25 protein-coding genes are annotated in these 25087 nt (G+C 74.9%); 10 read left to right on the forward strand and 15 right to left on the reverse strand.

Annotated elements, in window-relative coordinates; all coding sequences use genetic code 11:
• Positions 1-5 precede the first annotated feature (5 nt).
• Positions 6-608, forward strand: a complete 603-nt coding sequence (locus AC4OR8_RS14815) for a mismatch-specific DNA-glycosylase (RefSeq protein WP_492166328.1) — start codon at positions 6-8, stop codon at positions 606-608.
• A gap of 269 nt (positions 609-877) precedes the next feature.
• On the opposite strand, the gene glgC is transcribed toward AC4OR8_RS14815, so the two are convergent.
• Complete coding sequence (gene glgC / locus AC4OR8_RS14820) at positions 878-2122, reverse strand: glucose-1-phosphate adenylyltransferase (RefSeq protein WP_492166329.1); 1245 nt, start codon at positions 2120-2122, stop codon at positions 878-880.
• A gap of 161 nt (positions 2123-2283) precedes the next feature.
• On the opposite strand from glgC, the gene AC4OR8_RS14825 reads away from it, so the two are divergent.
• On the forward strand, positions 2284-3348 hold the full coding sequence (locus tag AC4OR8_RS14825; protein ID WP_492166330.1) for an aminoglycoside phosphotransferase family protein: 1065 nt from the start codon (positions 2284-2286) through the stop codon (positions 3346-3348).
• Here the strand turns inward: AC4OR8_RS14825 and AC4OR8_RS14830 are convergent.
• Positions 3315-3677: a DUF427 domain-containing protein gene (locus AC4OR8_RS14830; protein ID WP_492166331.1), complete on the reverse strand. Its 363-nt coding sequence runs from the start codon at positions 3675-3677 to the stop codon at positions 3315-3317. The genes AC4OR8_RS14825 and AC4OR8_RS14830 overlap by 34 nt on opposite strands.
• Positions 3678-3737: 60 nt before the next feature.
• Here AC4OR8_RS14830 and glgA point away from each other — a divergent pair, with 60 nt between their 5' ends.
• The gene (gene glgA / locus AC4OR8_RS14835) at positions 3738-4946 is read left to right on the forward strand and encodes a glycogen synthase (RefSeq protein ID WP_492166332.1); all 1209 of its coding nucleotides are present in this window, start codon (positions 3738-3740) and stop codon (positions 4944-4946) included.
• An 87-nt stretch (positions 4947-5033) separates the two neighbouring features.
• On the opposite strand, the gene AC4OR8_RS14840 is transcribed toward glgA, so the two are convergent.
• Positions 5034-6164: an NADH:flavin oxidoreductase/NADH oxidase gene (locus AC4OR8_RS14840; protein ID WP_492166429.1), complete on the reverse strand. Its 1131-nt coding sequence runs from the start codon at positions 6162-6164 to the stop codon at positions 5034-5036.
• Between the two features lie 106 nt (positions 6165-6270).
• Positions 6271-6876, reverse strand: a complete 606-nt coding sequence (locus AC4OR8_RS14845) for a DUF4234 domain-containing protein (RefSeq protein ID WP_492166333.1) — start codon at positions 6874-6876, stop codon at positions 6271-6273.
• A 431-nt stretch (positions 6877-7307) separates the two neighbouring features.
• On the opposite strand from AC4OR8_RS14845, the gene AC4OR8_RS14850 reads away from it, so the two are divergent.
• The 3 genes from AC4OR8_RS14850 to AC4OR8_RS14860 are packed head-to-tail and all read left to right on the forward strand — an operon-like array spanning position 7308 to position 10513.
• Positions 7308-8771 (forward strand): DUF1800 domain-containing protein, encoded by a 1464-nt coding sequence (locus tag AC4OR8_RS14850; protein WP_492166334.1) that lies wholly within the window; start codon positions 7308-7310, stop codon positions 8769-8771.
• A 5-nt stretch (positions 8772-8776) separates the two neighbouring features.
• Entirely contained in the window at positions 8777-10069 is a 1293-nt protein-coding gene (locus AC4OR8_RS14855) for a DUF1501 domain-containing protein (RefSeq protein ID WP_492166335.1), read from the forward strand.
• Between the two features lie 39 nt (positions 10070-10108).
• Positions 10109-10513, forward strand: coding sequence for a DUF2237 family protein (locus AC4OR8_RS14860; RefSeq protein ID WP_492166336.1), 405 nt, complete (start codon positions 10109-10111; stop codon positions 10511-10513).
• A gap of 59 nt (positions 10514-10572) precedes the next feature.
• Here the strand turns inward: AC4OR8_RS14860 and AC4OR8_RS14865 are convergent, their stop codons facing one another.
• The 4 genes from AC4OR8_RS14865 to AC4OR8_RS14880 all read right to left on the reverse strand — a co-directional run bounded on the left by AC4OR8_RS14865 (position 10573) and on the right by AC4OR8_RS14880 (position 12984).
• Positions 10573-11397: a hypothetical protein gene (locus AC4OR8_RS14865; RefSeq protein ID WP_492166337.1), complete on the reverse strand. Its 825-nt coding sequence runs from the start codon at positions 11395-11397 to the stop codon at positions 10573-10575.
• 93 nt (positions 11398-11490) lie between these two features.
• Entirely contained in the window at positions 11491-11826 is a 336-nt protein-coding gene (locus tag AC4OR8_RS14870) for a TraR/DksA family transcriptional regulator (protein ID WP_492166338.1), read from the reverse strand.
• 134 nt (positions 11827-11960) lie between these two features.
• A complete protein-coding gene (locus tag AC4OR8_RS14875) occupies positions 11961-12626 on the reverse strand; it encodes a SprT-like domain-containing protein (RefSeq protein WP_492166339.1) in 666 nt (221 codons plus the stop codon).
• Between the two features lie 10 nt (positions 12627-12636).
• Positions 12637-12984, reverse strand: coding sequence for a hypothetical protein (locus tag AC4OR8_RS14880; protein ID WP_492166340.1), 348 nt, complete (start codon positions 12982-12984; stop codon positions 12637-12639).
• On the opposite strand from AC4OR8_RS14880, the gene AC4OR8_RS14885 reads away from it, so the two are divergent.
• Positions 12983-13603, forward strand: coding sequence for a hypothetical protein (locus AC4OR8_RS14885; RefSeq protein ID WP_492166341.1), 621 nt, complete (start codon positions 12983-12985; stop codon positions 13601-13603). The genes AC4OR8_RS14880 and AC4OR8_RS14885 overlap by 2 nt on opposite strands.
• A gap of 45 nt (positions 13604-13648) precedes the next feature.
• Here the strand turns inward: AC4OR8_RS14885 and AC4OR8_RS14890 are convergent, their stop codons facing one another.
• Entirely contained in the window at positions 13649-14110 is a 462-nt protein-coding gene (locus AC4OR8_RS14890; protein WP_492166342.1) for a winged helix-turn-helix domain-containing protein, read from the reverse strand.
• A gap of 211 nt (positions 14111-14321) precedes the next feature.
• On the opposite strand from AC4OR8_RS14890, the gene AC4OR8_RS14895 reads away from it, so the two are divergent.
• Positions 14322-15947 (forward strand): catalase, encoded by a 1626-nt coding sequence (locus AC4OR8_RS14895; RefSeq protein WP_492166343.1) that lies wholly within the window; start codon positions 14322-14324, stop codon positions 15945-15947.
• Positions 15948-16256: 309 nt separating this feature from the next.
• Here the strand turns inward: AC4OR8_RS14895 and AC4OR8_RS14900 are convergent, their stop codons facing one another.
• Together AC4OR8_RS14900 and rlmC are read right to left on the reverse strand one after the other, a co-directional pair.
• Positions 16257-17252, reverse strand: a complete 996-nt coding sequence (locus AC4OR8_RS14900) for an aldo/keto reductase (RefSeq protein ID WP_492166344.1) — start codon at positions 17250-17252, stop codon at positions 16257-16259.
• A gap of 22 nt (positions 17253-17274) precedes the next feature.
• Positions 17275-18420 (reverse strand): 23S rRNA (uracil(747)-C(5))-methyltransferase RlmC, encoded by a 1146-nt coding sequence (rlmC, locus tag AC4OR8_RS14905; protein ID WP_492166345.1) that lies wholly within the window; start codon positions 18418-18420, stop codon positions 17275-17277.
• Between the two features lie 109 nt (positions 18421-18529).
• Here rlmC and AC4OR8_RS14910 point away from each other — a divergent pair, with 109 nt between their 5' ends.
• Positions 18530-19018 carry a DUF4383 domain-containing protein gene (locus AC4OR8_RS14910; RefSeq protein ID WP_492166346.1) on the forward strand — a complete coding sequence of 163 codons (489 nt, stop codon included), beginning with the start codon at positions 18530-18532 and terminating at the stop codon, positions 19016-19018.
• 107 nt (positions 19019-19125) lie between these two features.
• Here the strand turns inward: AC4OR8_RS14910 and AC4OR8_RS14915 are convergent, their stop codons facing one another.
• From AC4OR8_RS14915 to AC4OR8_RS14925, 3 genes are all read right to left on the reverse strand, one after another.
• Positions 19126-20355, reverse strand: coding sequence for a fatty acid desaturase family protein (locus tag AC4OR8_RS14915; protein WP_492166347.1), 1230 nt, complete (start codon positions 20353-20355; stop codon positions 19126-19128).
• Between the two features lie 87 nt (positions 20356-20442).
• The gene (locus AC4OR8_RS14920) at positions 20443-21888 is read right to left on the reverse strand and encodes a hypothetical protein (RefSeq protein WP_492166348.1); all 1446 of its coding nucleotides are present in this window, start codon (positions 21886-21888) and stop codon (positions 20443-20445) included.
• Positions 21889-22053: 165 nt separating this feature from the next.
• Entirely contained in the window at positions 22054-22620 is a 567-nt protein-coding gene (locus AC4OR8_RS14925; RefSeq protein WP_492166349.1) for a C40 family peptidase, read from the reverse strand.
• Between the two features lie 337 nt (positions 22621-22957).
• Here AC4OR8_RS14925 and AC4OR8_RS14930 point away from each other — a divergent pair, with 337 nt between their 5' ends.
• The gene (locus AC4OR8_RS14930) at positions 22958-23356 is read left to right on the forward strand and encodes a VOC family protein (protein WP_492166350.1); all 399 of its coding nucleotides are present in this window, start codon (positions 22958-22960) and stop codon (positions 23354-23356) included.
• Positions 23357-23445: 89 nt separating this feature from the next.
• On the opposite strand, the gene AC4OR8_RS14935 is transcribed toward AC4OR8_RS14930, so the two are convergent.
• Positions 23446-25041 (reverse strand): alkaline phosphatase D family protein, encoded by a 1596-nt coding sequence (locus AC4OR8_RS14935; RefSeq protein ID WP_492166351.1) that lies wholly within the window; start codon positions 25039-25041, stop codon positions 23446-23448.
• Positions 25042-25087 lie beyond the last annotated feature (46 nt).

Here is a 25087-nt window from a genome sequence, read left to right on the forward strand (position 1 = left end):
GCCGGATGGGCGAGGAACGCGCGCGGCCGCGGCCGTCGTACACCCGCGAGCAGCTGCTGGGGTTCCGCGACGCCACGGTGGCCGACGTCGTCGGCGACGCCGACCACCCGGTGCGGCTGCTGTTCGTCGGCATCAACCCCGGGCTCTGGACCGCCGCGACGCAGACCCATTTCGCCCACCCCGGCAACCGGTTCTGGCCGGCCCTGCTGCGTGCCGGCGTGATCACCGAACCGGTCGACCCGGCGGCCGGCTTCGACGAGGACGACGTGGCGCGCGTGCGCGAGCGCGGCATCGGCCTGACCAACCTCGCGCCCCGCGCCACCGCCCGCGCCGACGAGCTCACCCGCGACGAGCTGCGCGAGGGCGGACGCCGGCTCGCCGAGCTGGTGGCGCGGGTGCGCCCGCGGGTCGTCGCGGTCGCCGGCGTCACCGCCTACCGCCTCGCCTTCGACCAGCCCCGCGCGACGCAGGGCCGTCAGCCCGAGCCGCTGGCCGGCGCCGAGCTGTGGGTCGTGCCGAACCCCAGCGGCCTGAACGCCCACGAGACCGCCGCCTCGCTGGCGCTGGCGTACGCCGAGCCCGCCCGCCGCGCCGGCCTGCTCCCCTGAGCGGTCCCCTGACCGGCCCCGGCCGCACGGTGGACGAGCGGCAGGGGCGGTCGACCGTCCTCGACGCCACCGGATCCCACGGCTCCCCGCGCACCGGTCAGGGGTCTCGACGACGCTCGTCGCTGGCGCTCCTCGCTGCTCGACCACCGGTGGTGGTCGAGGAGCGCCAGCGAGCGTCTCGAGACCACCCGGAGCGACACGGCGGTCGAGGAGCGAGCGCCAGCGAGCGTCTCGAGACCACCCGGCACGGGCGACCGGGGGCAGCGCGGTCAGGCGGGGAAGGTCTGGTCCTTGCCGACGACGGTGAGGCCCTCCTCGACGACGAAGCCGCGGGCGCGGTCGGCGTCGGCGTCGACACCGATCGCGGCGCCCGGGGGCACGACCACGTTCTTGTCGAGGATCGCGTTGCGCACGACCGCGCCGGCGCCCACGAGCACGCCGTTCATCAGCACCGAGCCGGTGACCTCGGCACCGCTGTCGACGCGGCAGGCCGGCGACAGCACCGAGCGCGTCACCGCGCCGCCGGTGACCACCGCGCCCGGCGACAGCACGGCCTCGTCGACGACCGCCTTGGTGCCGTCGCTGCCCTGCACGACCTTGGCCGGGGGCTGCGGGCCGTAGGCGGTGTAGATGGGCCAGTCGAAGTTGTAGAGGTTGAAGACCGGGAGCGGCGACACGACGTCCATGTGGGCGGCGTAGTAGGAGCCGAGCGTCCCGACGTCGCGCCAGTAGCCGCGGTCGCGGTCGGTGGCGCCGGGCACGACGTTGTCCTGGTAGTCGTAGACGCCGGCCTGCGAGCGGCGCACGAACGCCGGCACGATGTCGCCGCCCATGTCGTGCTTCGAGCCGTCGGTGGTGGCGTCGCGGGTGACGGCCTCGACGAGCGCGTCGGCGTCGAAGACGTAGTTGCCCATCGAGGCCAGCACCTCGTGCGGGCTCGAGGGGAGCCCGACGGGGTCGGTCGGCTTCTCGAGGAAGTCGCGGATGCGGCTGGGCTCGTCGGGCACCACGTCGATGACGCCGAACTGGTCGGCCAGGGCGATGGGCTGGCGGATCGCGGCGACGGTGCAGGCGGCGCCGCTGTCGACGTGCTGGGCCACCATCTGCGAGAAGTCCATGCGGTAGACGTGGTCGGCGCCGACCACCACGACGATGTCGGGCTTCTCGTCCTTGATCAGGTTCAGCGACTGGTAGATCGCGTCGCCCGAGCCGAGGTACCAGTGCTTGCCGACGCGCTGCTGGGCCGGCACCGGCGTGACGTAGTTGCCGAGCATCGTCGACATCCGCCAGGTCTGGGTGACGTGCCGGTCGAGGCTGTGGCTCTTGTACTGCGTGAGCACCACGACCTGCAGGTAGCCCGAGTTCACGACGTTCGACAGGGCGAAGTCGATGAGCCGGTAGATGCCCCCGAACGGCACCGCGGGCTTGGCGCGGTCGGCGGTGAGCGGCATCAGCCGCTTGCCCTCCCCGCCGGCGAGCACGATGGCCAGGACCTTCTTGCGGGAGGCGCTCATGGCTTCACCGTAGACCCTCGCCGGCGTGGCGACGGAGACGAACTGCGGCCCGGTACGCCGACGCCGCGGGTCGCCCCGGCGACGCGTCCGGCCCCACCGCCCGGGCGCCGCGTTCGCTAGCCTCGGGGTGTGCCGAGCGAGCGCAGCCCCGGGCCGACGACGTGACCGACCTGGGCCCCGTTCCGGAGCGGACCACCGTCGACGCCGAGCTGGTCCGCCGCCTCGTGGCCCGACGGCTCCCCCGGTGGGCCGACCTGCCCGTCCGGGCGGTGGACAGGGGCGGGTGGGACAACCACACCTTCCGGCTCGGAGCCGACAAGGTCGTGCGCCTGCCCAGCGCCGCGGCGTACGCCCTGGCCGTGGAGAAGGAGCACCGCTGGCTGCCGGTGCTGGCCCCGCAGCTGCCGGTGCCCGTGCCGGTGCCGCTGGCCAGGGTCGAGGCGGACGACGCGGACGGGCCGTACGGGGCCGACAGGGGCTACCCGCACCCGTGGTCGGTCTACCGCTGGATCGACGGCCGCCCGGCCTCCGCGGCCCGCATCGACGACCACCGTCGCTTCGCCGGCGACCTCGCGGAGTTCCTCGCGGCCCTGCAGGCCGTCGACCCCACCGACGGCCCGGGCCCGGGACTCCACAACTGGTTCCGCGGCGGCGGCCTGCGCACGTTCGACCCCTCCACCCGGCAGGCGTTCGACGCCCTCGCCGCCGCCGGCGGGGTCGTCGACGTCGAGCTCGCGCGGGCGGTGTGGGCGGCGGCCCTCGAGGTGCCCTGGGACGGGGTCGCCCGGTGGCTGCACGGCGACGTGGCCGCAGGCAACCTCCTCCTCGACCAGCAGGGCCGCCTGTGCGCCGTCATCGACTTCGGCACCTGCGGCGTGGGGGATCCCGCCTGCGACCTCGCCGTCGCCTGGACCCTGCTCGACGCCGAGGGCCGGCTCGCCCTGCGTGAGCACCTGGCGGTCGACGCCGACACCTGGGCGCGCGGGCGCGGCTGGGCGCTGTGGAAGGCGGTCGCCACCTGCTGGCACGCCCACGACGCACTGGACGACCCGGACGACCCGGACGCCGCCGACGACCTCACCGAGGCGAGGCGCGTGGTGCAGGTCGTGCTCGACGACGCCCGCGCCACCCCCTGGCGCGACAGGTCGCGCTGCGCGGACCGCCGGGGCCGGGGCCGGGGCACGGGCCCGGGTCAGCCGATGCTGACGTCGACCACGTCGGGGTAGAACGCGACGTGCCCGGCGATGGCCGCGACGTCGTCGAACGGCTGCTCGTAGGTCCACACCGCGTGGTCGCGGGTCACGCCGTCGACGACCAGGGAGTAGTAGGACGCGTCGCCCTTGAAGGGGCAGTGGGTGGTGCGGGTCGTGCGCTCCAGCACGCCGTCGGCGACGTCGGCCAGCGGCACGTACTGCACCACCGGCAAGGTGGCCTCGGCCAGGCTCAGCGCGGCGTCGGTCTCGGCCACCACGGTGTCGCCGAGCCGGACGACGACGCGACCGGGCGTGGGCGTGATCGTGATGCGGTGGCCGGCGTGCGGGGTGGAGTCGCTCATGCGTGCCACAACCGCGCCTGCGGCGGGCCGATTCCCGCGCGGACGAGTAGGTTCACCTGCGTGCGAGTCGACGTGGTCAGCAAGGAGTACCCGCCCGAGGTCTACGGCGGTGCGGGGGTGCACGTCGCCGAGCTGGTGCGCGCGCTGCGCGCACGCGGCGGCGACCCCGACACCCGGGTGCACGCCTTCGGCGCCCCGCGCGACGAGCCCGGCACGGCGTCGTACGCCGACCTGGCCGGCCTCGAGGCGGCCAACCCCGCGCTGCGGACCCTCGGCGTCGACCTCGCCGTCGCCCAGGGCTGCGCCGGCACCGACCTGGTGCACTCCCACACCTGGTACGCCAACATGGCCGGCCACCTCGCGGGGCTGCTGCACGACGTGCCGCACGTCGTCTCGGCGCACTCCCTCGAGCCGCTGCGGCCGTGGAAGGCCGAGCAGCTCGGCGGTGGCTACGCGCTGTCGTCGTGGGTGGAGCGCACGTCGTACGAGGCGGCCGCCGCGGTGATCGCGGTGTCGGCGGCGATGCGCGACGACGTGCTGCGCTGCTACCCCGCGGTCGACCCCGACCGGGTGCACACCGTGCACAACGGCATCGACACCACGCTGTGGTCACCGGTCGTCGCGCCCGACCGCGTGCGGGCCCTCGGCGTCGACCCCGACCGCCCGTCGGTGGTGTTCGTCGGGCGGATCACCCGGCAGAAGGGCCTCCCGCTCTTCCTGCGCGCGGTGGCGCAGCTGCCGCCGGAGGTGCAGGTGGTGCTGTGCGCCGGCGCCCCCGACACCCAGGAGATCCTGGCCGAGGTGGAGACCCTCGTCGCCGGCCTGGCCGCCTCCCGCAGCGGTGTGGTGTGGATCAGCGAGATGCTCCCTCGCCCCGACGTGGTGGCCCTGCTCAGCGCCGCGACGGCGTTCGCCTGCCCGTCGATCTACGAGCCGCTCGGCATCGTCAACCTCGAGGCCATGGCCTGCGAGACCGCGGTCGTCGCCACCGCCACCGGCGGCATCCCCGAGGTGGTCGTCGACTCCGGCGACGAGCGCGCGACCGGCCGGCTGGTGCCGATCGAGCAGTCCGACGACGGCAGCGGCACCCCGCTCGACCCCGAGCAGTACGTCGCCGACTTCGCCGCCGCGCTGAACGAGGTCGTCGCCGACCCCGACCGCGCCGCGCAGATGGGCCGCGCCGGGCGCGAGCGCGCCACCGCGTCGTTCAGCTGGGGCGCGATCGCCGAGCGCACCGTCGAGGTCTACCGCTCCGCGCTCGCCGGCTGACCGGGCTGGCCGACCTGGCCGGCTGGCCGGTCGCCGGTTCGGGCCGTGGGGAGTTGCGCCCCACGGCCCCGGCGCAGCCGCAACGGGTCAGAAGCCGCCGGCGGCCCGCTCGTACTGCACCGGCCACGGTGCGGCGTCGGGCTCGAGGCCGAGCTCGTGGGCGGCGCGGAGCGGCCAGTTCGGGTCGCGCAGCAGCTCACGGGCGAGCAGCACGACGTCGGCCGAGCCGTCGGCGAGCACCTGCTCGGCCTGCGCCGGCTCGGTGATCAGGCCGACCGCCCCCACCGGCACGCCGGCGTCGGCGCGGATGCGCGCGGCGAAGTCGACCTGGTAGCCCGGGCCGACCGGGATCGAGGCACGGGCGTTGCCGCCCGAGGAGGTGTCGACGAGGTCGACGCCGGCGTCGCGCAGCAGCACCGCGAGGCGCACCGACTGGTCGACGTCCCAGCCGCCCTCGGTCCAGTCGGTGGCGGAGAGCCGCACCAGCAGCGGCACGTCGTCGGCGACGACGGCGCGCACCTTGGCGACCACCTCGAGCAGCAGGCGGACCCGGTTGTCGAAGGTGCCGCCGTACTGGTCGTCGCGGTGGTTCGACAGCGGGGAGAGGAACTCGTGGAGCAGGTAGCCGTGGGCGGCGTGCAGCTCGAGCACGTCGAAGCCGGCCTGCACCGCACGCACGGCGGCCTCGGCGAACGCGTCGCCCACCGCGGCGACCTCGTCGAGGGAGAGCCCGCGGGGGTCGCGCAGGCCGGGGTAGGCCACCTCGGAGGGGCCGACCGGCGTCCAGCCGCCGTCGGCGTCGTCGACCACGACGGCGTCGTCCCAGGGCCGCGCCGAGGACGCCTTGCGCCCGGCGTGGGCCAGCTGCACGGCGGCCAGCGCGCCGCGCGCGTGCACGAAGTCGACGATGCGGGCCCAGGCGTCGCGCTGGGCGTCGTTCCAGATGCCGGCGTCCTGCGGGGTGATCCGGCCCTCGGGCACGACCGCCGCCGCCTCGGTCATCACCAGGCCGGCGCCGCCTCGGGCGAGCGCCCCCAGGTGGACCAGGTGCCAGTCGTCGGGCAGCCCGTCGGTGGCGGAGTACTGGCACATCGGCGCCACCCACACCCGGTTGCGAGCGGTGACGCCGCGCAGGGTCAGCGGGCGGAAGAGCCGGGGCTGCCCGTCGGTGGGGCCGGCGACGGCACTGGTGACGGGGCTCGGCGCGGGGCTCGACACGGGGCTGGGCACGGGGAGGACGCTCCTGCTGATCGGGGACGGCGGGTACGTCGTCGTCCAACCGCAGGAGCGCCCCCGGTGTTCCGTGGAGGGTGCCGGGCGGGGCTCAGGCCTTCGTGGCGCCGAGCGACTCCCAGTAGCGGTTCAGCGCGCCGTTGGTCTTGACGAACCAGACGATCGGGCCGACCAGGATGAAGATGCCGGGGAAGTACCAGAGGCCGGTCATGCCGCTGACCGGCTTCTCCTGGCCGCGGCGCTCGTAGAGCCCGCCGACCTCGCTGGAGCACAGGTAGGGCGACACGACGCCCACGAAGAGCGCCAGGATCAGCGCGACACCGCCGCCGATGCCCTGTCCGCTGTGGCGCTTCATCTCCTCGTGCACCTTGTAGTACCAGTAGATCGGGTAGATGCCGAAGGTCACGATGGCCAGCACGATCGCGAGGCCGGTGCCGCGGACCTTGCCCAGCGGGCCGGCGCCCGGGGCCTGGCCGTAGCCGACCGGGGCGCCGCCGTACGCCGCCGGCGCGTAGCCGCCGCCGTAGGACGGCGGGCCGCCCTGGGGCTCGTACGCCGGGGGCGCGGAGGCCTGGCCCGGCGCGCCGTACGGCGCGGTCGGGGTGGGGTCGTACGACGGGGCCGGCGGGGGCGGCGGCGGGCCCGAGCCCACCGGCGGCTGACCGGGCTGGTCGGTGGGCGGGGTGGTCTCGGACATCGGCTTCCCTCGGGACGTGGGTGGTGGGACGGGGGGCAACGTACCCACGATCGGCCAGGTCATGCCGCGGGCTCGCGACGAATTCACCCGTTCGTCCCGTCGCAGGCGGACCGGGAAGCCCACCTGCACCCGGGGCGCCGCGCGTCGATGGCCCGAACGGCCCGTCGACGCATGGCCCGTCCGGGCCATGGGGGGTGGTCCGGCGCGACACCGTTCTCAGCCCTTCGGCCCGACTTCCCCGGGAGCCCTTGGGAACGGCTCACGACCACCGAAGATCGACCTGTCGCCCCCCTCGACACCCCCCCGGCCCCACCGGGGGGACCCCCGGATCCCCCAGATCCGCCAGCACGACCCGCAGGACCCGCACCACCCGTTCCAGGCCCGCACCACCACCCCCGTGCTCCTCCATCCCGGAGAGGGACCCCCCGCTCGTGAGTGCCACCTACGCCCCCGGCAGGTACGCCAGGACCCCCGTCCTGGGCGCCGCCGCCCGCCACCTCGTCTCCCGCTTCTCCTACGGCGTCACCCCCGGCCTCACCGCCGAGGTGAAGGCCGCCGGCGGCGGGGCGGCGTGGTTCCAGCACCAGCTCGACACCGCCTACGCCGACCCCGAGGCCGACGCCCGGCTCGCCGACTGGTGGCCCGACCTGCACCGCCAGCCCGCCGACCTGTGGAACCGCCAGGTCAGCGACGTGCGCGGCACCTGGGAGGTGATGTGGGACTACGGCCGGCGGGTGATGGCGCGTCGGATCACCTCGCCGCGCCAGGTGCTGGAGGTGATGACGGAGTTCTGGGAGGGCCACCTGCACGTGCCGGCCACCGGCGACGCGCAGGCCGTGTGGCGCGCGCCGTACGGCGACGTGATCCGCCGCCACGCCCTCGGCCGCTTCGACGAGATGCTGGTGGAGGCCACCACCCACCCGGCGATGCTGGTGTTCCTCGACGGCGCCACCTCGACCAAGCGCGCCCCGAACGAGAACCACGGCCGCGAGCTGCTCGAGCTGCACACCGTGGGCGTCGGCGCCTACACCGAGGACGACGTCAAGGCCTCGGCGAAGCTGCTGACCGGCTACCGCGTCGACCTGTGGCGCACCTGGAACGCCACCTACCGTCCCGAGGACCACTGGACCGGCGCGGTGCAGGTCGGCTCGTTCACCCACGCCAACAGCGACCCCGACGGCCGCGCGGCCGTGGCGGCGTACCTGACCCACCTGGCCCACCAGCCGAGCACCGCGCGACGGATCGCACGCAAGCTGGCGCTGCGCTTCGTCAGCGACTCCCCCAGCGAGGCGCTGGTGGAGAGGCTGGCGTCGGTCTACCTCGCCCACGACACCGCGGTGGTGCCGGTGCTGCAGGCGCTGGTGCGCACCCAGGAGTTCCGCGCCGCCAAGCGGGTCAAGCTGCGCGACCCCGCCGAGGACGTCGTGGCCACCTACCGCGCCCTGGGCCTGCCGATGCAGCCGCCCACCGACGGCGAGGCCGCCTCGAACGCGACGATCTGGCAGGCCGAGACCGTGGGGCTCAAGCCCTTCGCCTGGCCCCGTCCCGACGGCCAGCCGCTGACCAACGACGCGTGGGACAACCCCGCACGGGCGCTGGCCTCGATGGCGATGCACTGGTCGATGTCGGGCGGGTGGTACCCGAACCACGGCACCACCTACCGCACGCCGCAGCAGTGGGCGCCCGAGCTGCCCATCGTCTTCCGCGACCTGGTCGACCACATGTCGCGCGAGATCCACGGCCGCCCGTCGGCCCCGGCGCTGCTCAAGGGCGCCTCGATCGCCACCGGCGTCGCCCCCGACGAGCAGATCACCGCCGACCACCGGCTCGTGAAGTGGCACTTCCCGCGCCTGCTCGCGGCCTTCCTCGACCACCCCAACCACTACCTCCGGTGACCGCCATGACGATGACCTCCGCGGCGGCACGCACCGCCGCCCCCTGCACCTGCCCCGAGTACACCGCCACCTCGCTGTCGCGGCGCGGCTTCCTGCGCGGGCTGGGGCTGGCCGGCGCGTCGTACGCCGTCGGCTCGGCGATGGTGTCGTACGGCGCGGCGCCGGCGATGGCCGCCGGGGTCGCCCCGGCCCCCGCCGGGTCGGTGCTGGTGGTGCTGTCGATGCGCGGCGCCGCCGACGGGATGTCGCTGGTCGTGCCCCACGGCGACCCCGCCTACTACGCCGCCCGCCCCCGCATCGGCGTGCCCGCGGCCCAGCTGCTGGCCAAGGACGGGTTCTTCGGGCTGCACCCGCGCCTGGCCCCGCTGGTGCCGATGTGGCAGGCCGGCGAGCTCGCCGCCGTGCACGCCACCGGCATGCAGGTGGCCAACCGGTCGCACTTCCAGGCCATGGAGCTCGTCGAGGACGCCGACCCCGGCTCCGCCGAGCGCAGCGGCTGGCTGAACCGGCTGCTCGGCGGCCTCGAGGGCACCTCCCCGCTGCAGGGCCTCAGCTTCGGCAGCTCGGCGCCGCCGGCCTCGCTGTACGGCGAGGCGCCCACCATGTCGCTGCGCAACCTCTCCGACGCGGTGGTGGCCGGCAACGACCAGAACGACACCGACGACGCCCGGCTGCGCTCGCTCTCCGCGATGTGGGCGGGCTCGACAGCACCGATGGGCCGCGGGATCCGCTCGGCGATGGCCGCCGTGGCCGACCTGCAGCCCGCCCGCGACGCCGCCGACCAGCGCGCCTCCTACCCCGACAGCGACCTCGGCCGGGCACTGGCCGGGGTGGCCCGCACGCTGCGCGGCGACGTCGGCGTCTCGCTGGTCACCGTCGACCAGGGCGAGTGGGACATGCACACCGACCTCGGCACCCTCGACTGGGGCGGGATGACCTACAACGCCGACGACCTGGCCCGCTCGATCGCGGCGTTCTTCGCCGACCTGGGACCGGTGCGGCCGCGGGTCACCCTGCTCACCATCTCGGAGTTCGGTCGGCGCACCGCCGAGAACGCCAACTACGGCCTCGACCACGGGTGGGGCAACGTCATGTTCCTGGCCGGCGCCGGGGTCAAGGGCGGGCGCTACTACGGCCGCTGGCCGGGGCTGCAGAACAGCGCCGACTCCGACCTCACCGTCACCACCGACTTCCGCTCGGTGCTCTCCGAGGTGGTCACCGCCCGCACCGACGCGTCGGTGGCCCAGGTGTTCCCGGGCTTCACCCCCGAGCCGGTCGGGGTGATGACCCGGCTCTGACCCCGGTCGCGCGGACCCCCGCTCTGCCACAGTGGGGACATGGACCCGGACGTCAGCCCCGAGCGCAACGTGCTGGGCGGGGTGCTGGAGCCCTGCGGCACCGACCCGGTCACCGGCTTCCACCGCGACGGCACCTGCACCTGCGGGCCGGCCGACGTCGGGCTGCACGCGGTCTGCACCGTGATGACCGAGGACTTCCTGGCCCACCAGCGCGGCGTGGGCAACGACCTGGTCACCCCGCGCCCGCAGTGGGGCTTCCCGGGGCTGCACCCGGGCGACCGGTGGTGCGTGGTCGCCGTGCGGTGGCTGCAGGCCCACCACGACGGCGTCGCCGCGCCGGTGGTGCTGGCCGCCACCAGCGCCCGGGCGCTGGAGATCGTGCCGCTCGCCGCCCTGCGCGCGCAGTCGGTGGACGTGCCGGCCGACCCCGGTGAGCTCCTCTGAGCCGTCGGCGTGCTGAGCCGTCGAGGCGCTGAGCCCCCCGGGTCGTGAGCCGGCCGGCGCTACTCGGCGGGTGCCACCGGGGCCGGGGCGACCGGGGTGCCCGACGGCACCGGCGCGGTGGGGCTCGGCGCGGTGGTCGGCTCCTCGCTGGGCTCCGCGCTGGGCTCGTCGGTCGGCACGTCGCTGCTCGGGGCCTCGGGGGGCGCCGGCTCGGTCGAGCCGTCGGTCGGCTCGGCGGTGGGCTCGCCCCCGTCGGACCCGTCGGTGCCGGGGTCCTGCGAGGGCGTCTGCTGCTCGTCCTGGGGTGCGGAGTCGCCGCCGGTGAGCCGCGAGATCGTCGTCCCGCCGTCGCGGTCGCTGCCGCCGGTGTAGGACGACACCGAGCGGCCGGTGGCCAGCTCGAACAACGAGAGCACCACCACGGCGACCACGAAGAGCCCGCCCGCCACGATCGCGACCCGACGCCAGGGCAGGGCGCCGAGGCGCTCGCGCCAGCCGGGGTCGGTCCCGTGGTCCGCGGGGTCGAGCGCCTCGTCGAGATCGGCGCGGGCGTCGGCCAGCCGGGCCTCGGCGTGGTCGAGGTGGGCCGCGACGACCGCGGTGTCCTCGCCCTGGCGCCGTCCGGCCCGGCGCACCTCGGCCTGGGCCACCCCCACCTTCTGCAGCGCCGCCTCCTGCGCCTTGGCCACGGTGGCCCGGCTGCGCGCCAGCCCCTGCGACCACAGGGCGGTGCCGACGGTGGCGGCGATGCTCCCCACCGCGGCGCCCACCAGGGTGCCGGCGGCGCCCAGGGTGGAGAGCAGCACCGCCGACGTGACGGCCGCCAGGGCCCCCGCCGCCGTGCGCAGCCAGTCGATGTCGAGCTTCTCGTTGTCCTCAGCCATTGCCGTCCAGTGTGCCGTCGCCACGCGCCCAGCCAACCCCGGGGCGCCGTGGCGTCGGCCACCCGTGGCGCGGATCACCGGGAGCGCGGTGGCTCAGGCGCAGCCGACGCAGGTGCGGGCCGTGGGCCGCGCCTCGAGCCGCTCGGGCGGTACGTCGCGCCCGCACCGCGCACAACGTCCCCAGGTGCCGTCGGCCCAGCGGCCCAGCGCGGCGTCGACCTCCTCGAGGTGGGCACGGGCCTGCCGTGCCAGCGCGTCGACCTGGGAGCGCTCGAAGGCGATGGTGGCGCCCTCGGGGTCGTGCTCGTCGTCGGCGTTGGTGTCGCGTGAGGCGTCCACCACCCCGCGGTGGTCCTGCTCCAGGTCGCGGAGCCGTCGCACCACCCGCTCCCGCTCCGCCAGCAGCCGCTCGCGCGGCCCGTCGCTCACGACGGGCTCCCCACCGGGTCGGCCTGCAGCGAGGAGCGCACACGCCAGTGCTACCACCGCCCGCGGCACCGCACCACCCGCCCCGCGCCGCTGGTCGAGCAGCGAGCGTATCGAGACCCCGCGCCGCGAGCGGGTCAGGCGGCCTCGACGTACGCGAAGGGGACGCGCAGCACCTGTCGGCCGGCGCGCAGGTGGTAGCTGGTGCGCCCGATCTTGACCACCACGCCGGTGCGGCCGTGGTGCTCGCCGGGCACCGTGACGCGGGCCCGGGTGCCGACGCCCAGCCGGCGCAGCCGTCCGCCGGCGCGGAGGGTGGCCAGCTCGGCCTCGTAGTTGGGGTGGTGCTCGGCGGGCAGGCCGTGGTGGGTCCAGGTGAGCACGTGGGCGAGGTCGAAGCGGCGGGCGCACTGCCCGCAGGTCACCACCCGCTCCGGGCGCCGGTGGCGACCGGTGGTGTGGCCGGCGGGGCACACGCCGAGCCAGGCCGGCTCCACCCGCGGGGCGTCGGCGGCCACGCAGCGGCGCCCCGACGAGCCGAGCGCGAGCGCGGTGCGCCGCCACACCTCGTCGTGGCCGTGGCGGGGACCGGCGAGAGCGTGGGCGATCTCGTGGAGCACGGTGTCGGTGACCTCGGCCTCGGAGTGCAGCACGGTCAGCGGCGCGCTCAGGCCGATCACGCGGGAGCCGTAGTGGCACACCCCCGCCCGGCTCTTGGCGCCGTCGAGCCGCACCCTCCAGCCGGGCGGCCCGTGCCGCGCGAGCAGCTGCTCGGCGAGGGCGTGGGCGTCGTGCAGGTCCATGGCCGAGAACCTACGACGGACCGCCGACAGCCCGCCGGTGGCGGGCGGAGCCGCGGCGCAGGTCGAGCCAGCGGGTGACGGCCGAGCGGAGAGCCGGGTCGGGCACGGAGCCGTACGCCGCCCCGTCGTCCGCCTCGTCGTCCGCCCCGTCGTCCACCGCAGCGACGGCGCCGACCGCAGCGCCGTCGGCCTGGGCGAGCCGCTCGTGCAGCCGGTCGCGCACCTCGTCGGCGCCCAGCGCGGAGCGCCGCCGCTGGTCGCGCGCGACCACCACGCCGGTGGCGGCGACCCCGGCCAGCCCGGCCACCCCGAGCAGCCTCCACACCTTCGCCGACCTCATCGACCAGACTCCTGCCATGCCGTCCCCCTCCGCGTCCCTGCGCCTCGACGAGGCGGTGGACCTGACCCGCACCGGCGACCTGTGGCTGTTCCGTGGCCGCTCGACCGCCGACCACGCTATCCGGGTGCTGACCAACGCGCCGGTCAACCACGTCGGCATGGCCGTGGTGCTCGACGACCTGCCCCCGCTGATGTGGCACGCCGAGCTCGGCAAGGGCCTGCGTGACGTGTGGACCGGCCAGCACCAGCGCGGGGTGCAGCTGCACGACCTGCAGGGCGCGGTGGAGCAGTGGTGCGGGCGCTACGAGCAGCGGGCCTGGCTGCGCCAGCTCGACGCGGAGGTCACCCGGAAGATGGAGGACGCCGTGCTGCGCACCATCGCGCGCCTCGACGGCACGCCGTTCCCCTCCACCGTGGCGCTGGCGGGTCGCTGGGCCCGGGGCCGCGTGCGCCGCGCCGCCCCCGCCGAGCTCACCTACTGCGCGGAGGTGGTGGCGGCGACGTACACCGCGATGGGCCTGCTCGACGACGAGCGCCCCACCAACTACTACGACCCGGGCATGTTCTGGTCGGGCGACGACCTCGGGCTCGAGCGCGGGGCACGCCTGGGCGACGAGATCGCGGTGGCGGTGGGCTGAGCGCCCACCGACCGGTCATCGCCGGTCGGCGCCGGTCACCGCGGATCAGCCGAGGCCGGCGGCCGGCAGCTCGCGGCCGGCCTCGGTGAGCTGCCAGACGCCGGGACGCGGGGCCACCAGCAGCCCGTCGTCGGCCAGCGCCTTGCGCGCCCACCGCGCCGCGGTGCGCCAGCGCACCTCACCGGTCGGGCCGACCTGCAGGTCGCCGGGCAGCAGCACGTCGGCCATCCGCTGCTCGAGCTCGAGCAGCACCGCCTCGGCGTCGCGCTCGCCGTCGGTGTCCTGCAGCACCCGCACGATCCAGGGCTTGAAGTCGTCCTGGTGGGTGCGCAGCCGCGGACGGGCCGGCTCCGCGGCGGGCCGCGACGAGCCGGGCACCCGCGGAGCCGTGCTGCGCCGCACCGGCGGGGCCTTCACCGGCGCCGGCGGGGCCGGTGGCGGCGGGGGCATGCCGTGCACGCAGGTGCTCAACGGCAGGTCGCACAGCTCGCAGTAGTCCTCAGCCACGTCGCGTTCGCCTCACCGCACGACCGTACGACGTGGCGCCGCCCCACCGCGACACGGTCCCGACAGCCGGCCCGACAGCCGGCCCGACAGCCGACCCGACGGCCACTCGGGGTCCGCTGCTGAGACCACCCCGGCGGGGCCCACCGCGCGACGCCCGGGCGTGGCATGGTCGGTGGACCACCCCCGTAGTGCCCCACCGAGAGGACGTCACATGACCGACCGCCACCTGACCACCCGCCAGGGCCACCCGGTCTCCGACAACCAGCACACCCGCACCGTCGGGGCCCGCGGCCCCGCGACGCTGGAGAACTACCACCTCCTGGAGAAGGTCAGCCACTTCGACCGCGAGCGCATCCCCGAGCGCGTCGTGCACGCCCGCGGCGCCGTGGCCTACGGCTACTTCGAGGCCACCGGCAGCTGCGGCGACGAGCCGGTGTCGACGTACACCCGTGCCCGCCTCTTCCAGGAGCCCGGCAAGCGCACCGACGTGGCGATCCGCTTCTCCACCGTGATCGGTGGACGCGACTCCTCCGAGGCCGCCCGCGACCCCCGCGGCTTCGCGGTGAAGTTCTACACCGAGGACGGCAACTGGGACCTCGTCGGCAACAACCTCGGCGTCTTCTTCATCCGCGACGCCATCAAGTTCCCCGACGTCATCCACTCCCTCAAGCCCGACCCGGTCACCTTCCGCCAGGAGCCGGCCCGCATCTTCGACTTCATGTCGCAGACGCCCGAGGCGATGCACATGCTGGTCAACCTGTTCAGCCCGCGCGGCCTGCCGTCGGACTACCGCCACATGCAGGGCTTCGGGGTCAACACCTACCGCTGGGTCAACGCCGAGGGCGTCTCCCACCTGGTGAAGTACCACTGGATGCCCCACCAGGGCGTGAAGAGCCTCACCGAGGCCGACGCCGCCAACATCCAGGCCCTCGAGCTCGGCCACGCGTCGAAGGACCTGTACGACGCCATCGAGCGCGGCGACCACCCCCGGTGGGACCTCTACGTGCAGCTGATGAGCGACGAGGAGCACCCCGAGCTCGACTTCGACCCCCTCGACGACACCAAGGTGTGGCCCGAGGAGGTCTTCGCGCCGCGCCTGGTCGGCACGATGACCCTCGACCGCAACGTCGCCGACTTCCACGACGAGAACGAGCAGCTCGCCTTCGGCACCGGCGTGCTCGTCGACGGCCTGGAGTTCTCCGACGACAAGATGCTGGTGGGGCGCACGTTCTCCTACAGCGACACCCAGCGCTACCGCGTGGGCCCGAACTACCTGCAGCTGCCCGTCAACAGCGCCAAGAACGCGACGGTGGCCACCAACCAGCGCGGCGGGCAGATGTCGTACGGCGTCGACCTGGCCGAGGGGCAGAACCCCCACGTCAACTACGAGCCGTCCACCATGGGCGGCCTGCAGGAGGCCGAGCGGCCCGGTCCGGCGGAGGTCGGCCCCGAGCTCACCGGCCGGCTCACCCAGGCGCAGCTGCCCCGCACCGCCGACTACCAGCAGGCCGGCGAGCGCTTCCGCCTGATGCACGACTGGGAGCGTGACGACCTGGTGGGCAACCTGGTCACCAACATCTCCGAGGCCACCCGCGAGGTGCAGGAGCGCATGGTCTGGCACTTCTTCATGTGCGAGGACGAGCTCGGCCAGCGCGTGGGCGAGGGCCTCGGCATCACCGCCGACGACGTGCGCCACCTCGAGCCGCTGGCGACCCAGCAGCTCGACGCCGACGAGCTGGCCCGGGTCGCCTCGCTGGGCAAGAACGGCCCCCGCGACGTCGAGGGCCACACGATGACCCACTGCGTGCCGAACGAGCGGGTCGTCGTCGACCGCTGACCCGCAGGCGCACCCCTCGTTGGTCGAGTGCCGAGGAGCGCCAGCGACGAGGTTATCGAGACCACCGTCCGCGCGGGGTCTCGATACGCTCGCTGGCGCTCGCTGCTCGACCAACGACGACCGCAGCCCCTCGGTGGTCGAGTGCCGAGGAGCGCCAACGACGAGGTGCATCGAGACCACCGCCCGCGCGGGGTCTCGAAACGCTCGCTGGCGCTCGCTGCTCGACCGACGACGACCCCAGCCCATCGGTGGTCGAGTGCCGAGGAGCGCCGGCGACGAGGTGTATCGAGACCCCCTGAGGAGGCCGGGTCACCAGCGGTGGTGCACGGCCTCGCGGAAGCGCTCGTCGTAGAGCCGCTGCACGCCGTCGAGCAGCGCGGGCGAGAGGGGCGGCAGCGCGCCGGCGGCGGCGTTGGCGCGGGCCTGCTCGGGGTTGCGGGCGCCGGGGATGACCGAGGTGACGCCGGGCTGCTGCCACACCCAGGCCAGCGCGACCTGGGCGGCGGTGGCGCCGTCGGGGCCGTGCTCGGCGACCAGCGCGCTGAACTCGCGGGCGGCCTCGACCCCGGTGGCGTAGTCGACGCCGGAGAAGGTCTCGCCGACGTCGAAGGCGCTGCCGTCGCGGTTGTAGGTGCGGTGGTCGTCGGCGGCGAACGTGGTGGTCTCGTCGTACTTCCCGGTCAGCAGGCCGGAGGCCAGCGGCACCCGGGCCAGGATGCCGACGCCGGCGGCGGCCGCGGCCGGCAGCACGGCGTCGAGCGGCTTGAGCCGGAAGGCGTTGAGGATGATCTGCACGCTCGCGACGTGGGGGCGGGCGATGGCGGCGAGGGCCTGGTCGGCGGTCTCCACGCTGAGCCCGTACGCCGCGACCGCGCCCTCGGCCACCAGGGTGTCGAGGGCGTCGTAGGTGGCGTCGTCGGTCACGGTGGCGGTGGGCGGGCAGTGCAGCTGCACGAGGTCGAGGGTGTCGACGCCGAGGTTGCGCCGCGAGCGGTCGACCCACTCGCGGAAGTGCGGCAGCACGTAGCTCTCCGGCACCTGCTCGGCGCGCCGGCCCATCTTGGTGACCACGGTGATCCCGTCGTGCTGGGCGAGGAAGCGGCCGATCACCTGCTCGCTGCGCCCGTCGCCGTACACGTCGGCGGTGTCGAAGAGGGTCACGCCCGCCTCGACGGAGGCCTCCAGGACGGCGAGGGCGTCGTCCTCGCTGACCTCGCCCCAGTCGGCGCCGAGCTGCCAGGTGCCGAGGCCGACGGCCGAGACGTCGCGGTGGGTGCGTCCGAGGGGGCGGTGCTCGATGCTCATGGCGCGACTGTAGCCAGCCCGCTCAGCGGCTCGGCGACGGCCGGGTGCGCTCGAGGAGCACCATCACCTCGTGGTGGGTGGTCTGCGGGAACATGTCGAAGAGCCGCGCCTCCACCGGCCGGTACGACGGCAGCGCGGCCAGGTCGCGCGCCAGCGAGGTGGCGTTGCAGCTGGAGTAGACGACCCGGGCCACCGGCGCCGCCTCGAGCCAGTCGCACAGCGCGGGCCCGACGCCGCGCCGCGGCGGGTTGACCACCACGAGCTCGGGCGCCTCCTCGGTGTGGGCCAGGGCGTGGGCGGTGGCGTCGGCGGCGGTGAACCCGACGCCGACCAGGCCGGCGTCGGCCGCGCTCTGCCGCGCCGCGACCACCGCCTCCTCGCTCACCTCGACCCCGGTGGTGCGGCGTCCGGGCGCGGCCACCGACAGCGCGAAGCCGCCGACGCCGCAGTACAGGTCCCACGCCGAGGCCGGCGCCTCCCGCCGCACCCACGCGGCGGCCTGGGCGTAGAGCCCGGCGGCGACCGCGGTGTTGGTCTGGAAGAAGCCCTGGGGACGCAGGTGCAGGACCAGGTCACCCACCCGCATCGTCAGCGTCTCCTGCGCGGTGAGCAGCACCTCCTCGGCACCCTCCAGCACCGCCTTGTGCTCCGGCTGCAGGTTGACCGAGGCGACCGCGAGGTGCGGCAGCGCCGCGTGCAGGGCCGGCAGGTGCTTGCGCAGCCGCGCCACCGGCTCGGTGGAGCGCAGCACGAGACGCACCATCAGCTCGCCGTCGGGCGAGGCGGTGACCAGCAGGTGCTTCAGCTCGCCGCGCCGGCTCGCCACGTCGTACGGCGTCAGCGCGGCGCGGGTGACGAAGTCGGCCAGCACCGGCAGGGCGGCGGCCAGCACCGGCTCGTGCAGGCCGCAGTCCCGCAGGTCGATGCCGCCGTTGCGGGGGTCGAGGATGCCCAGCGTCGGGGCCTCGACGGTGCCGGCGACGACCATCTTGGCCTTGTTGCGGAAGCCCTCCTCGGCGCTGCGGTGGGGCGCCAGCCAGGCGAGGTCGGGCCAGGCGGCGAGCAGCCCGCGCACGTGACGCTGCTTGGCGGCCACCTGGTCGTCGTAGGCCTGGCCCATCCAGGCGCACGAGCGACAGCGGCCGGCGTCGAAGTGGTGGCACTGCACAGCCCACGACGCTACGGGGTCGGCCCAGCGGCCAGCCCGGCAGACCGCCCGCGTGGCGTCCCTACCCGTGGGTACCGGATTCCGCCATCCCCTTCCCCGAGGAGCCACCATGTCCCAGCACCACCAGTCCACCACCGACCCCGAGCGGACCAAGGGCGCCAAGCTCGGCCGCCTGCTCGCCACGATCTACGGCGTCGTCTTCCTGCTCGTCGGCATCGCCGGCTTCATCCCCGGCATCACCACGAACTACGACGACCTGATGCTCGCCGGTCACCACAGCGACGCCAAGCTGCTCGACATCTTCCAGGTGTCGGTCCTCCACAACCTCGTCCACCTCGCCTACGGCGTCGCCGGCCTCGCGCTGGCCCGCAAGGGCGTCACCGCCGGCTACTACCTCCTGCTCGGCGGCCTCGTCTACGCCGTCGTGTGGATCTACGGCCTGGCCACCGACAACGACTCGCAGGCCAACTTCGTGCCGCTGAACGACGCCGACGACTGGCTGCACCTCGTGCTCGCCGTGACCATGATCGCCCTCGGCGCCTTCGTCATCGGCCGCATCCGCAACGAGACCGCCTCGGTGGCCCACGCCCCGCGCTGACCACCCCGACACCTGCTCCACCCTCACCACCCGCACAGCAGCACGACACCCGCGTCGCCCTCGGGCGGCGCGGGTGTCGTCGTCTGCGACCGGGGTCGCGGTGGCGCTCAGGCCGGCTGCGGCACGGCGCCCCGCGACAGGCGGCGGCGTACGGCGGCGCGGGCGCGGTCGCGCACCTCGGCGACGCCGCCCGGCGGCAGCGAGAGCCGCACCACCTTGTGCCAGGCGCTGTAGACCTGCTGCGGCAGCGGCGCGACGTGGTAGGTGAGGCCGTTGCGCTCCATCACCGCACGCACCTGCACCGCGATCTCGGCGTACCGGCTGCTGGGCAGGTCGGGGAACAGGTGGTGCTCGACCTGGTGGCTCAGGTTGCCGGCCATCACGTGCAGCAGCGGCGAGCCCGAGATGTCGGCGGAGCCGAGCATCTGGCGCAGGTACCACTCACCGCGGCTCTCGCGGGCGTCGAGCTCGGGCTGGTCGAAGGTCTGCACGCCCTCGGGGAAGTGACCGCACATGATGATGGAGTGCGACCAGATGTTGCGGGTGAGGTTGGCGGTGGCGTTGGCGGCCAGGGTGGCGCGCCAGCCGCGGCCGGAGAGCAGCGGGTGCACGAGGTAGTCCTTGACCAGCAGCTCGCGGACCTTGCCCACCGCGCGGCGCACCTCCTTCTTCTTCTCCGGTGACAGGCCGCGACGCGAGCGCAGGTGGTCACCGAGCTCGAGGTCGTAGGTGGCGATGCCCCACTCGAAGACGCAGGCGGTGAGGGCGTTCCAGAACGGCTGGACGAGGTGGCGGGGCTCCCACTCCTGCTCCTCGTCGACGCGCAGGATGCCGTAGCCGAGGTCGTTGTCCTTGCCGCGGATGTTGGTGAAGGTGTGGTGCACCTCGTTGTGGGCGCGCTTCCACTGCTCGGGCGGCGAGGCGTGGTCCCAGTCCCAGGTCATCGAGTGGATCTTGGGATCGCGCATCCAGTCGTACTGGCCGTGCAGGACGTTGTGCCCGATCTCCATGTTGTCCAGGACCTTGGCCGCCGCCAGCATGGCGGTGCCGAGCACCCAGGCGCCGCGGTGGCGCCCGCCGGCCAGCAGCACCACGCGGCTGCCCAGCTCGAGGCGCCGCTGCACGGCGATGACGCGCCGGATGTAGTCGGCGTCGCGCTGGCCGCGGTCGGCGAGCACCGCCTCGCGGATCGCGTCGAGGTCGCGCCCGAGGCGCTCGACGTCGGCCGCCGAGAGGTGCTGGGCGGGGCCGTTGCGCTCGCGCGGAGGCGGCGAGATGGGGGCGGACGCCGGCGCGGGGCGGGCGGGGGACGAGGTGGTGACGGGGGCGAGACTCACCGTGGGCCGGTACCCGCCGGTGCGGCGCTCATGCTCCGACCGGCCCCGCTGCCGACCTGTCCACCGGCCTGCCGACCGGGGTGCTGGTCACTGCGCGGCGACGGCGTCCTGCTGCCCGGTGGGGGCGTCGGACGCGTCGGCGGGCTTCGGGGTGGGCTCGTCGGTGGGCTCGGTCGCCGGCTGCTCGGTCGGCTGCTCCGTGGGCTGCTTCGTCGGCTGCTTCGTGGGCTGCTTGGCCGGCTCGTCCGAGCGGTCCGGGGTGCGGTCGCGGTCGGGGGTGCGGTCGGCGCGCGTGGTGTCGCGGGCCGGCTCCGGGCGCTCGGCGGCCTTGCGGGCCGGGGTGCGCGCCGGCTGCTGCGGGCGCTCGCGCTGCGGGTCGGCCTGCTGGCGCGGGGCGTCGGCCTGCCGGGCGTCACCCTGGGACGCGGGGTCGGCGACCGTGACGACGTACGCCTCGGAGACGCTGCCCTCGGCCAGCGGCCGGGCGGCGAAGCGCCAGCGGTAGGTGGTGGTGCGCCGCGGGCTGACCGCGACGGACGGGTCGGTGGTCTCGGCGTCGACGACCCGCACGGTGCGCCAGTCACCGGCGTCGGTGAGTGCCTCGAGGACGAGCGTGCCGCGCACGACGCGCTCGCCGAGGCTGTCGCGCAGCGCGCCGGTCAGGCGGGCGCCGCCGGCGGTCGGGTCGGCCGCCATCGCGGTGGAGGTGTCGAGGCCCTCGAGGTCGTAGAGGGTGGTGCCGGAGGCGTCGCCGAACGACATCGCGTCCATCGCGAAGCGGTTGCCGTCGCAGCCCATGCCGAGCGCCCAGAACCCGGGACCGTCGCCGCCGCGGGCGGCCACCATGTCGGCGACCGTGGCGGGCGCGGCGGTGGTGCCGCGCACCGGCTGGCGGGTGCGCATGTCCCAGCGCGACCAGGTGTAGGTGAGCGCGGTGGCGTCGAGGGTGGTCCAGGTCTCCTCGGGGACGCTCACCTCGGCGCGACCGAACCAGTACGTGGTGGAGCCGCGGTCGGCGGGCTCCTGGTAGCCGACCCAGGCGACGCCGGAGCCACCGGCCTCCGCGCTCACGCTGAGCCCGGCCACCGTGGTGGAGGCCATCGAGCGGGCGTAGCTGAGGGTGCCGAGCGCGTTGCCGCCGGCCAGGTCGTAGCGCAGCGTGCGCTCACCGGCGGGCACCTCACCGGGGCCGACGCCGACGAACGGCTGGGGCACCTCGGAGGTGCGCTCGTAGAGCTGCTCGCAGCCGAGGTAGGAGATCTCGATCGGGCCGTCGCTGGGCAGGTCGGTGCCGCGCACGACCACGGTGGTGCCGGAGGCTGCCGCGCTGCCCTGCGGGACGGCGGAGGCCGAGCCGGAGACGACGGGGACCAGGGACGCAGTGCCGAGCACCGCCGCGAGGGCGACGAGGCGGCGGGGGGAACGGCGCACGGTGAGGGACTCCGGGATCAGGGACGACGAGCCGGCAGGAGCCGGTGTGGGCTCACTGTAGGCGGGGTCGGCGACGTCCGGGAGGCCGGGCGGTGAACTCACCGAACTCCGGGACGCGGCCCGCCTCGGGAGGCGAGTCACTCCTGTCACACCGGCCTCAGCGGCCCCAGAGAGCACCGCTGCGAGACCGCCGAGAGACCCGCGGCGGGGACGCCGTCGCGGGCCTCTCGGGTGCCGGCGGGAGTGCCGGTCAGGTCGCGTCGCGGCTCAGCGCACGCGACCGAAGAACCGCTGGTTCGTCCAGATCCGGGCCCGCTCGACCCGGCTGTCGGAGTTGGGCGCGTGCCACAAGTGGCCGCGCCCGGCGAAGATGCCGACGTGGTAGACGCCACCGCTGTTGTGGAAGAAGACCAGGTCGCCGGGGCGGGCGTCGCCCGGCGCGATCCGCTTGGTGCGGCTGACCTGCGCCCTGGAGGAGTGCGGCAGCTGCTCCCCCACCGCCTTGCGGAACACGAACTGGGTCAGCCCCGAGCAGTCGAAGGCGTCGGGCCCGGCGGCGCCGTAGCGGTAGGCGTCACCGGCCTGGGCGCGCGCCACGCGCAGGATGCGCTCACCGCGGCTGACCCGGCGCTCGGCCGTCCGCTCCGTGGTGCGCTCGGCGGTGCGCTCCGTCGTGCTGCTGGCGGAGGTCGTGTCGGCGGCGCGGGCGGTGTCGACGCTCAGCCCGGTGCCGAGCACGGTGCTGGCGGCCAGAGCGGCCACCAGCGAGGGGACGAGGGTGCGGGCGCGCGTCGACGCGGCCCGACGGGTGTCGGTCATGAGGTCCTCAGGCATCGCCTGCGGAAGGTGTCCTGTCGGGTTCGAGCGCCTGTGCCCGGCCGAGGTTGCTCGGCTCCACCCCCAGCCCCCGGTGCGACGTACGACGTCCGTGGGGCGTGCTGCTCGGGTCTCCCGCGCCCGTCACTGCGTGCTGCTCCGTGTCCCCAGCGCCGTGACGGGCCTCGGCTCGGGCTGGGAGCCCCGGGGGTCCCCAGGGCCCGACGAGGCTGCCACGAGCCCCCGCCTCGCGACCAAAACGCCCGACCCGCGCGGCCACCGATGAGTCCGGTGACCGCGGCCGGTCGGAGCAGGTGCCCGCACCGTGCCGGGCGTCCCGAGCGAGGAGACCGCGATGACCGTCCAGCTGAACCCCTACCTGCACTTCGAGGCCGACGCCCGCGCGGCCATGACCTTCTACCAGTCGGTGCTCGGCGGTGACCTGCAGGTGACGACGTTCGCCGAGATGGGCGCGGAGGGCGACGTGGCCGACCAGGTCATGCACTCCCAGCTCACCACGGCCCACGGGCTGGTGCTGATGGGCTCCGACACCCCGCCGGGCGAGACGTTCACCGACGGCCAGCGCGCCACCCTGAGCCTCACCGGCGACGACGACGCCACCCTGCGCGGCTGGTTCGCGGCGCTGGCCGAGGGCGGCGAGGTGCACGTGGCGCTGGAGAAGCAGATGTGGGGCGACGTGTTCGGCCAGCTCGCCGACCGCTTCGGCGTGCGCTGGATGGTCAACATCGGCTGAGGCCAGGCCTCCCCAGACAGGGCCAGGACGGCACGGAGCCCGGTGGGGAACGTCCCCTCCGGGCTCCGTGCAGGTGGTGCGGTGGCCGGCTAGGAGCGGGCCGGGCCGACCTCGGGCTCGAGCTCCTTGGTGAACAGCACCGCGCCCGACTGGTCGCGCAGGCTCATGGTGAGCAGGCCCGAGCGGGCGATGTCGGCGTGGCCGAAGAACTGGTTGCCCGCGCGGGGCGACTCCCCCGGCCGGCCGGCGACCTTGCTGTAGACCACCTCAGGGCCGAAGGTGCCGTCGAGGTCGTTGGGCCCGAAGGTGCCGGAGGCGATGGGCCCGGCGACGAACTCCCAGAAGGGGTCGAAGTCGGTGAACCCGGCGCGGGAGGGGTCGTAGTGGTGGGCCGCGCAGTAGTGCACGTCGGCGGTGATCCACACGGTGCCGCGCACGCCGTGGCGCTTGAACGCCGACAGCACGGCGGCGATCTCCTGCTCCTTGCCCAGCGGGGCGCCCGGGTCGCGGTTGGCCAGGCTCTCCTGGGCGGTGCCGTCGGGCACGACCAGGCCGATCGGCAGGTCGGCGGAGATGACCTTCCAGGTGGCACGCGACCGGCGTACCTCGCGGATCAGCCACTCGCGCTGCTCGTCGCCGAGGATGCTGGTGCGCTCCTGCTCCAGGCCTGGGGTGTTCGGGTCCTTGAAGGTGCGCATGTCGAGGCAGAACACGTCGAGGTGGGGGCCGCGGGAGATCTTGCGGTAAATGCGGGCCGGCGCGAACCCGTCGCCGCGGCGGTGGGCGCGGGGGTCGGCGATGGGCTGCCACTCCTGCCAGGCGCGGCGACCGCGAGCGGCCAGCACGTCGACGCGTCGCTCCTGGGTGTAGCGCTCGTCGGTGAGCACCTCGCCGGGCCACCAGTTGTTGGTGGTCTCGTGGTCGTCCCACTGCGCGACCACGGGGGTGTCGGCGTAGAACCGGCGCACGTTGGCGTCGAGGAGGTTGTAGCGGTGGCGGCCGCGGAACTCCGCGAGGGTCTCGGCGACCTTGGTCACCTCGGGGATCACCAGGTTGCGCCACACCTGGCCGTCGGCCTCGGTGACGCTCTCGGCGATCGGCCCGTCGGCGTAGATGGTGTCGCCGGCGTGGATGAACAGGTCGGGCTCGGTCGCGTGCATCGCGGCGTAGCCCCGCAGCCCGCCGAGGTCGGGGTTGATGCCCCAGCCCTGGCCGCAGGTGTCGCCGGTCCAGACGAACGTCGTGCGCCGCGGCTGGAGCGAGGGGGTCGAGAACCGCGCCACCTTCGACTCGCCCAGGCGACCGCGGTCGTCCTCGAAGGCCAGCTCCACCTCGTGCTCGCGGCCGGGGGCGAGGTCGCCGAGCAGGATCTTGGCGGTGTGGTCGGAGGTGGGGGTGGCCATCGGCCCGCGCACGACGCGACGCTGCCGGCCGCTGCGCACCTGGGCGACGAGCCGCCCGCGCCCGCTCGAGCGGGCCCACAGCACCGCGCTGCGGGTGGTCACGTCGCCGCTCTGCACGCCCGAGGTGAGCTGGAGGCGGCGGCTGACCAGCCCGCCGGGCGTCGCGGCCAGCGACGGTCCCACCAGGCCGGCGGTGGTGGCGAGGGTGGTCAGGGCGCCGGTGGTCAGGGCGCCGGCGCGCAGCACGGTACGACGGTCGAGGGGCTGTCCGAGATCGCTCATGCCTCGATGCCACACCACCGAGGTGGAGCAGCGCCGTCGTCCGGGT

This window comes from Nocardioides sp. FY1077 (assembly GCF_058681775.1).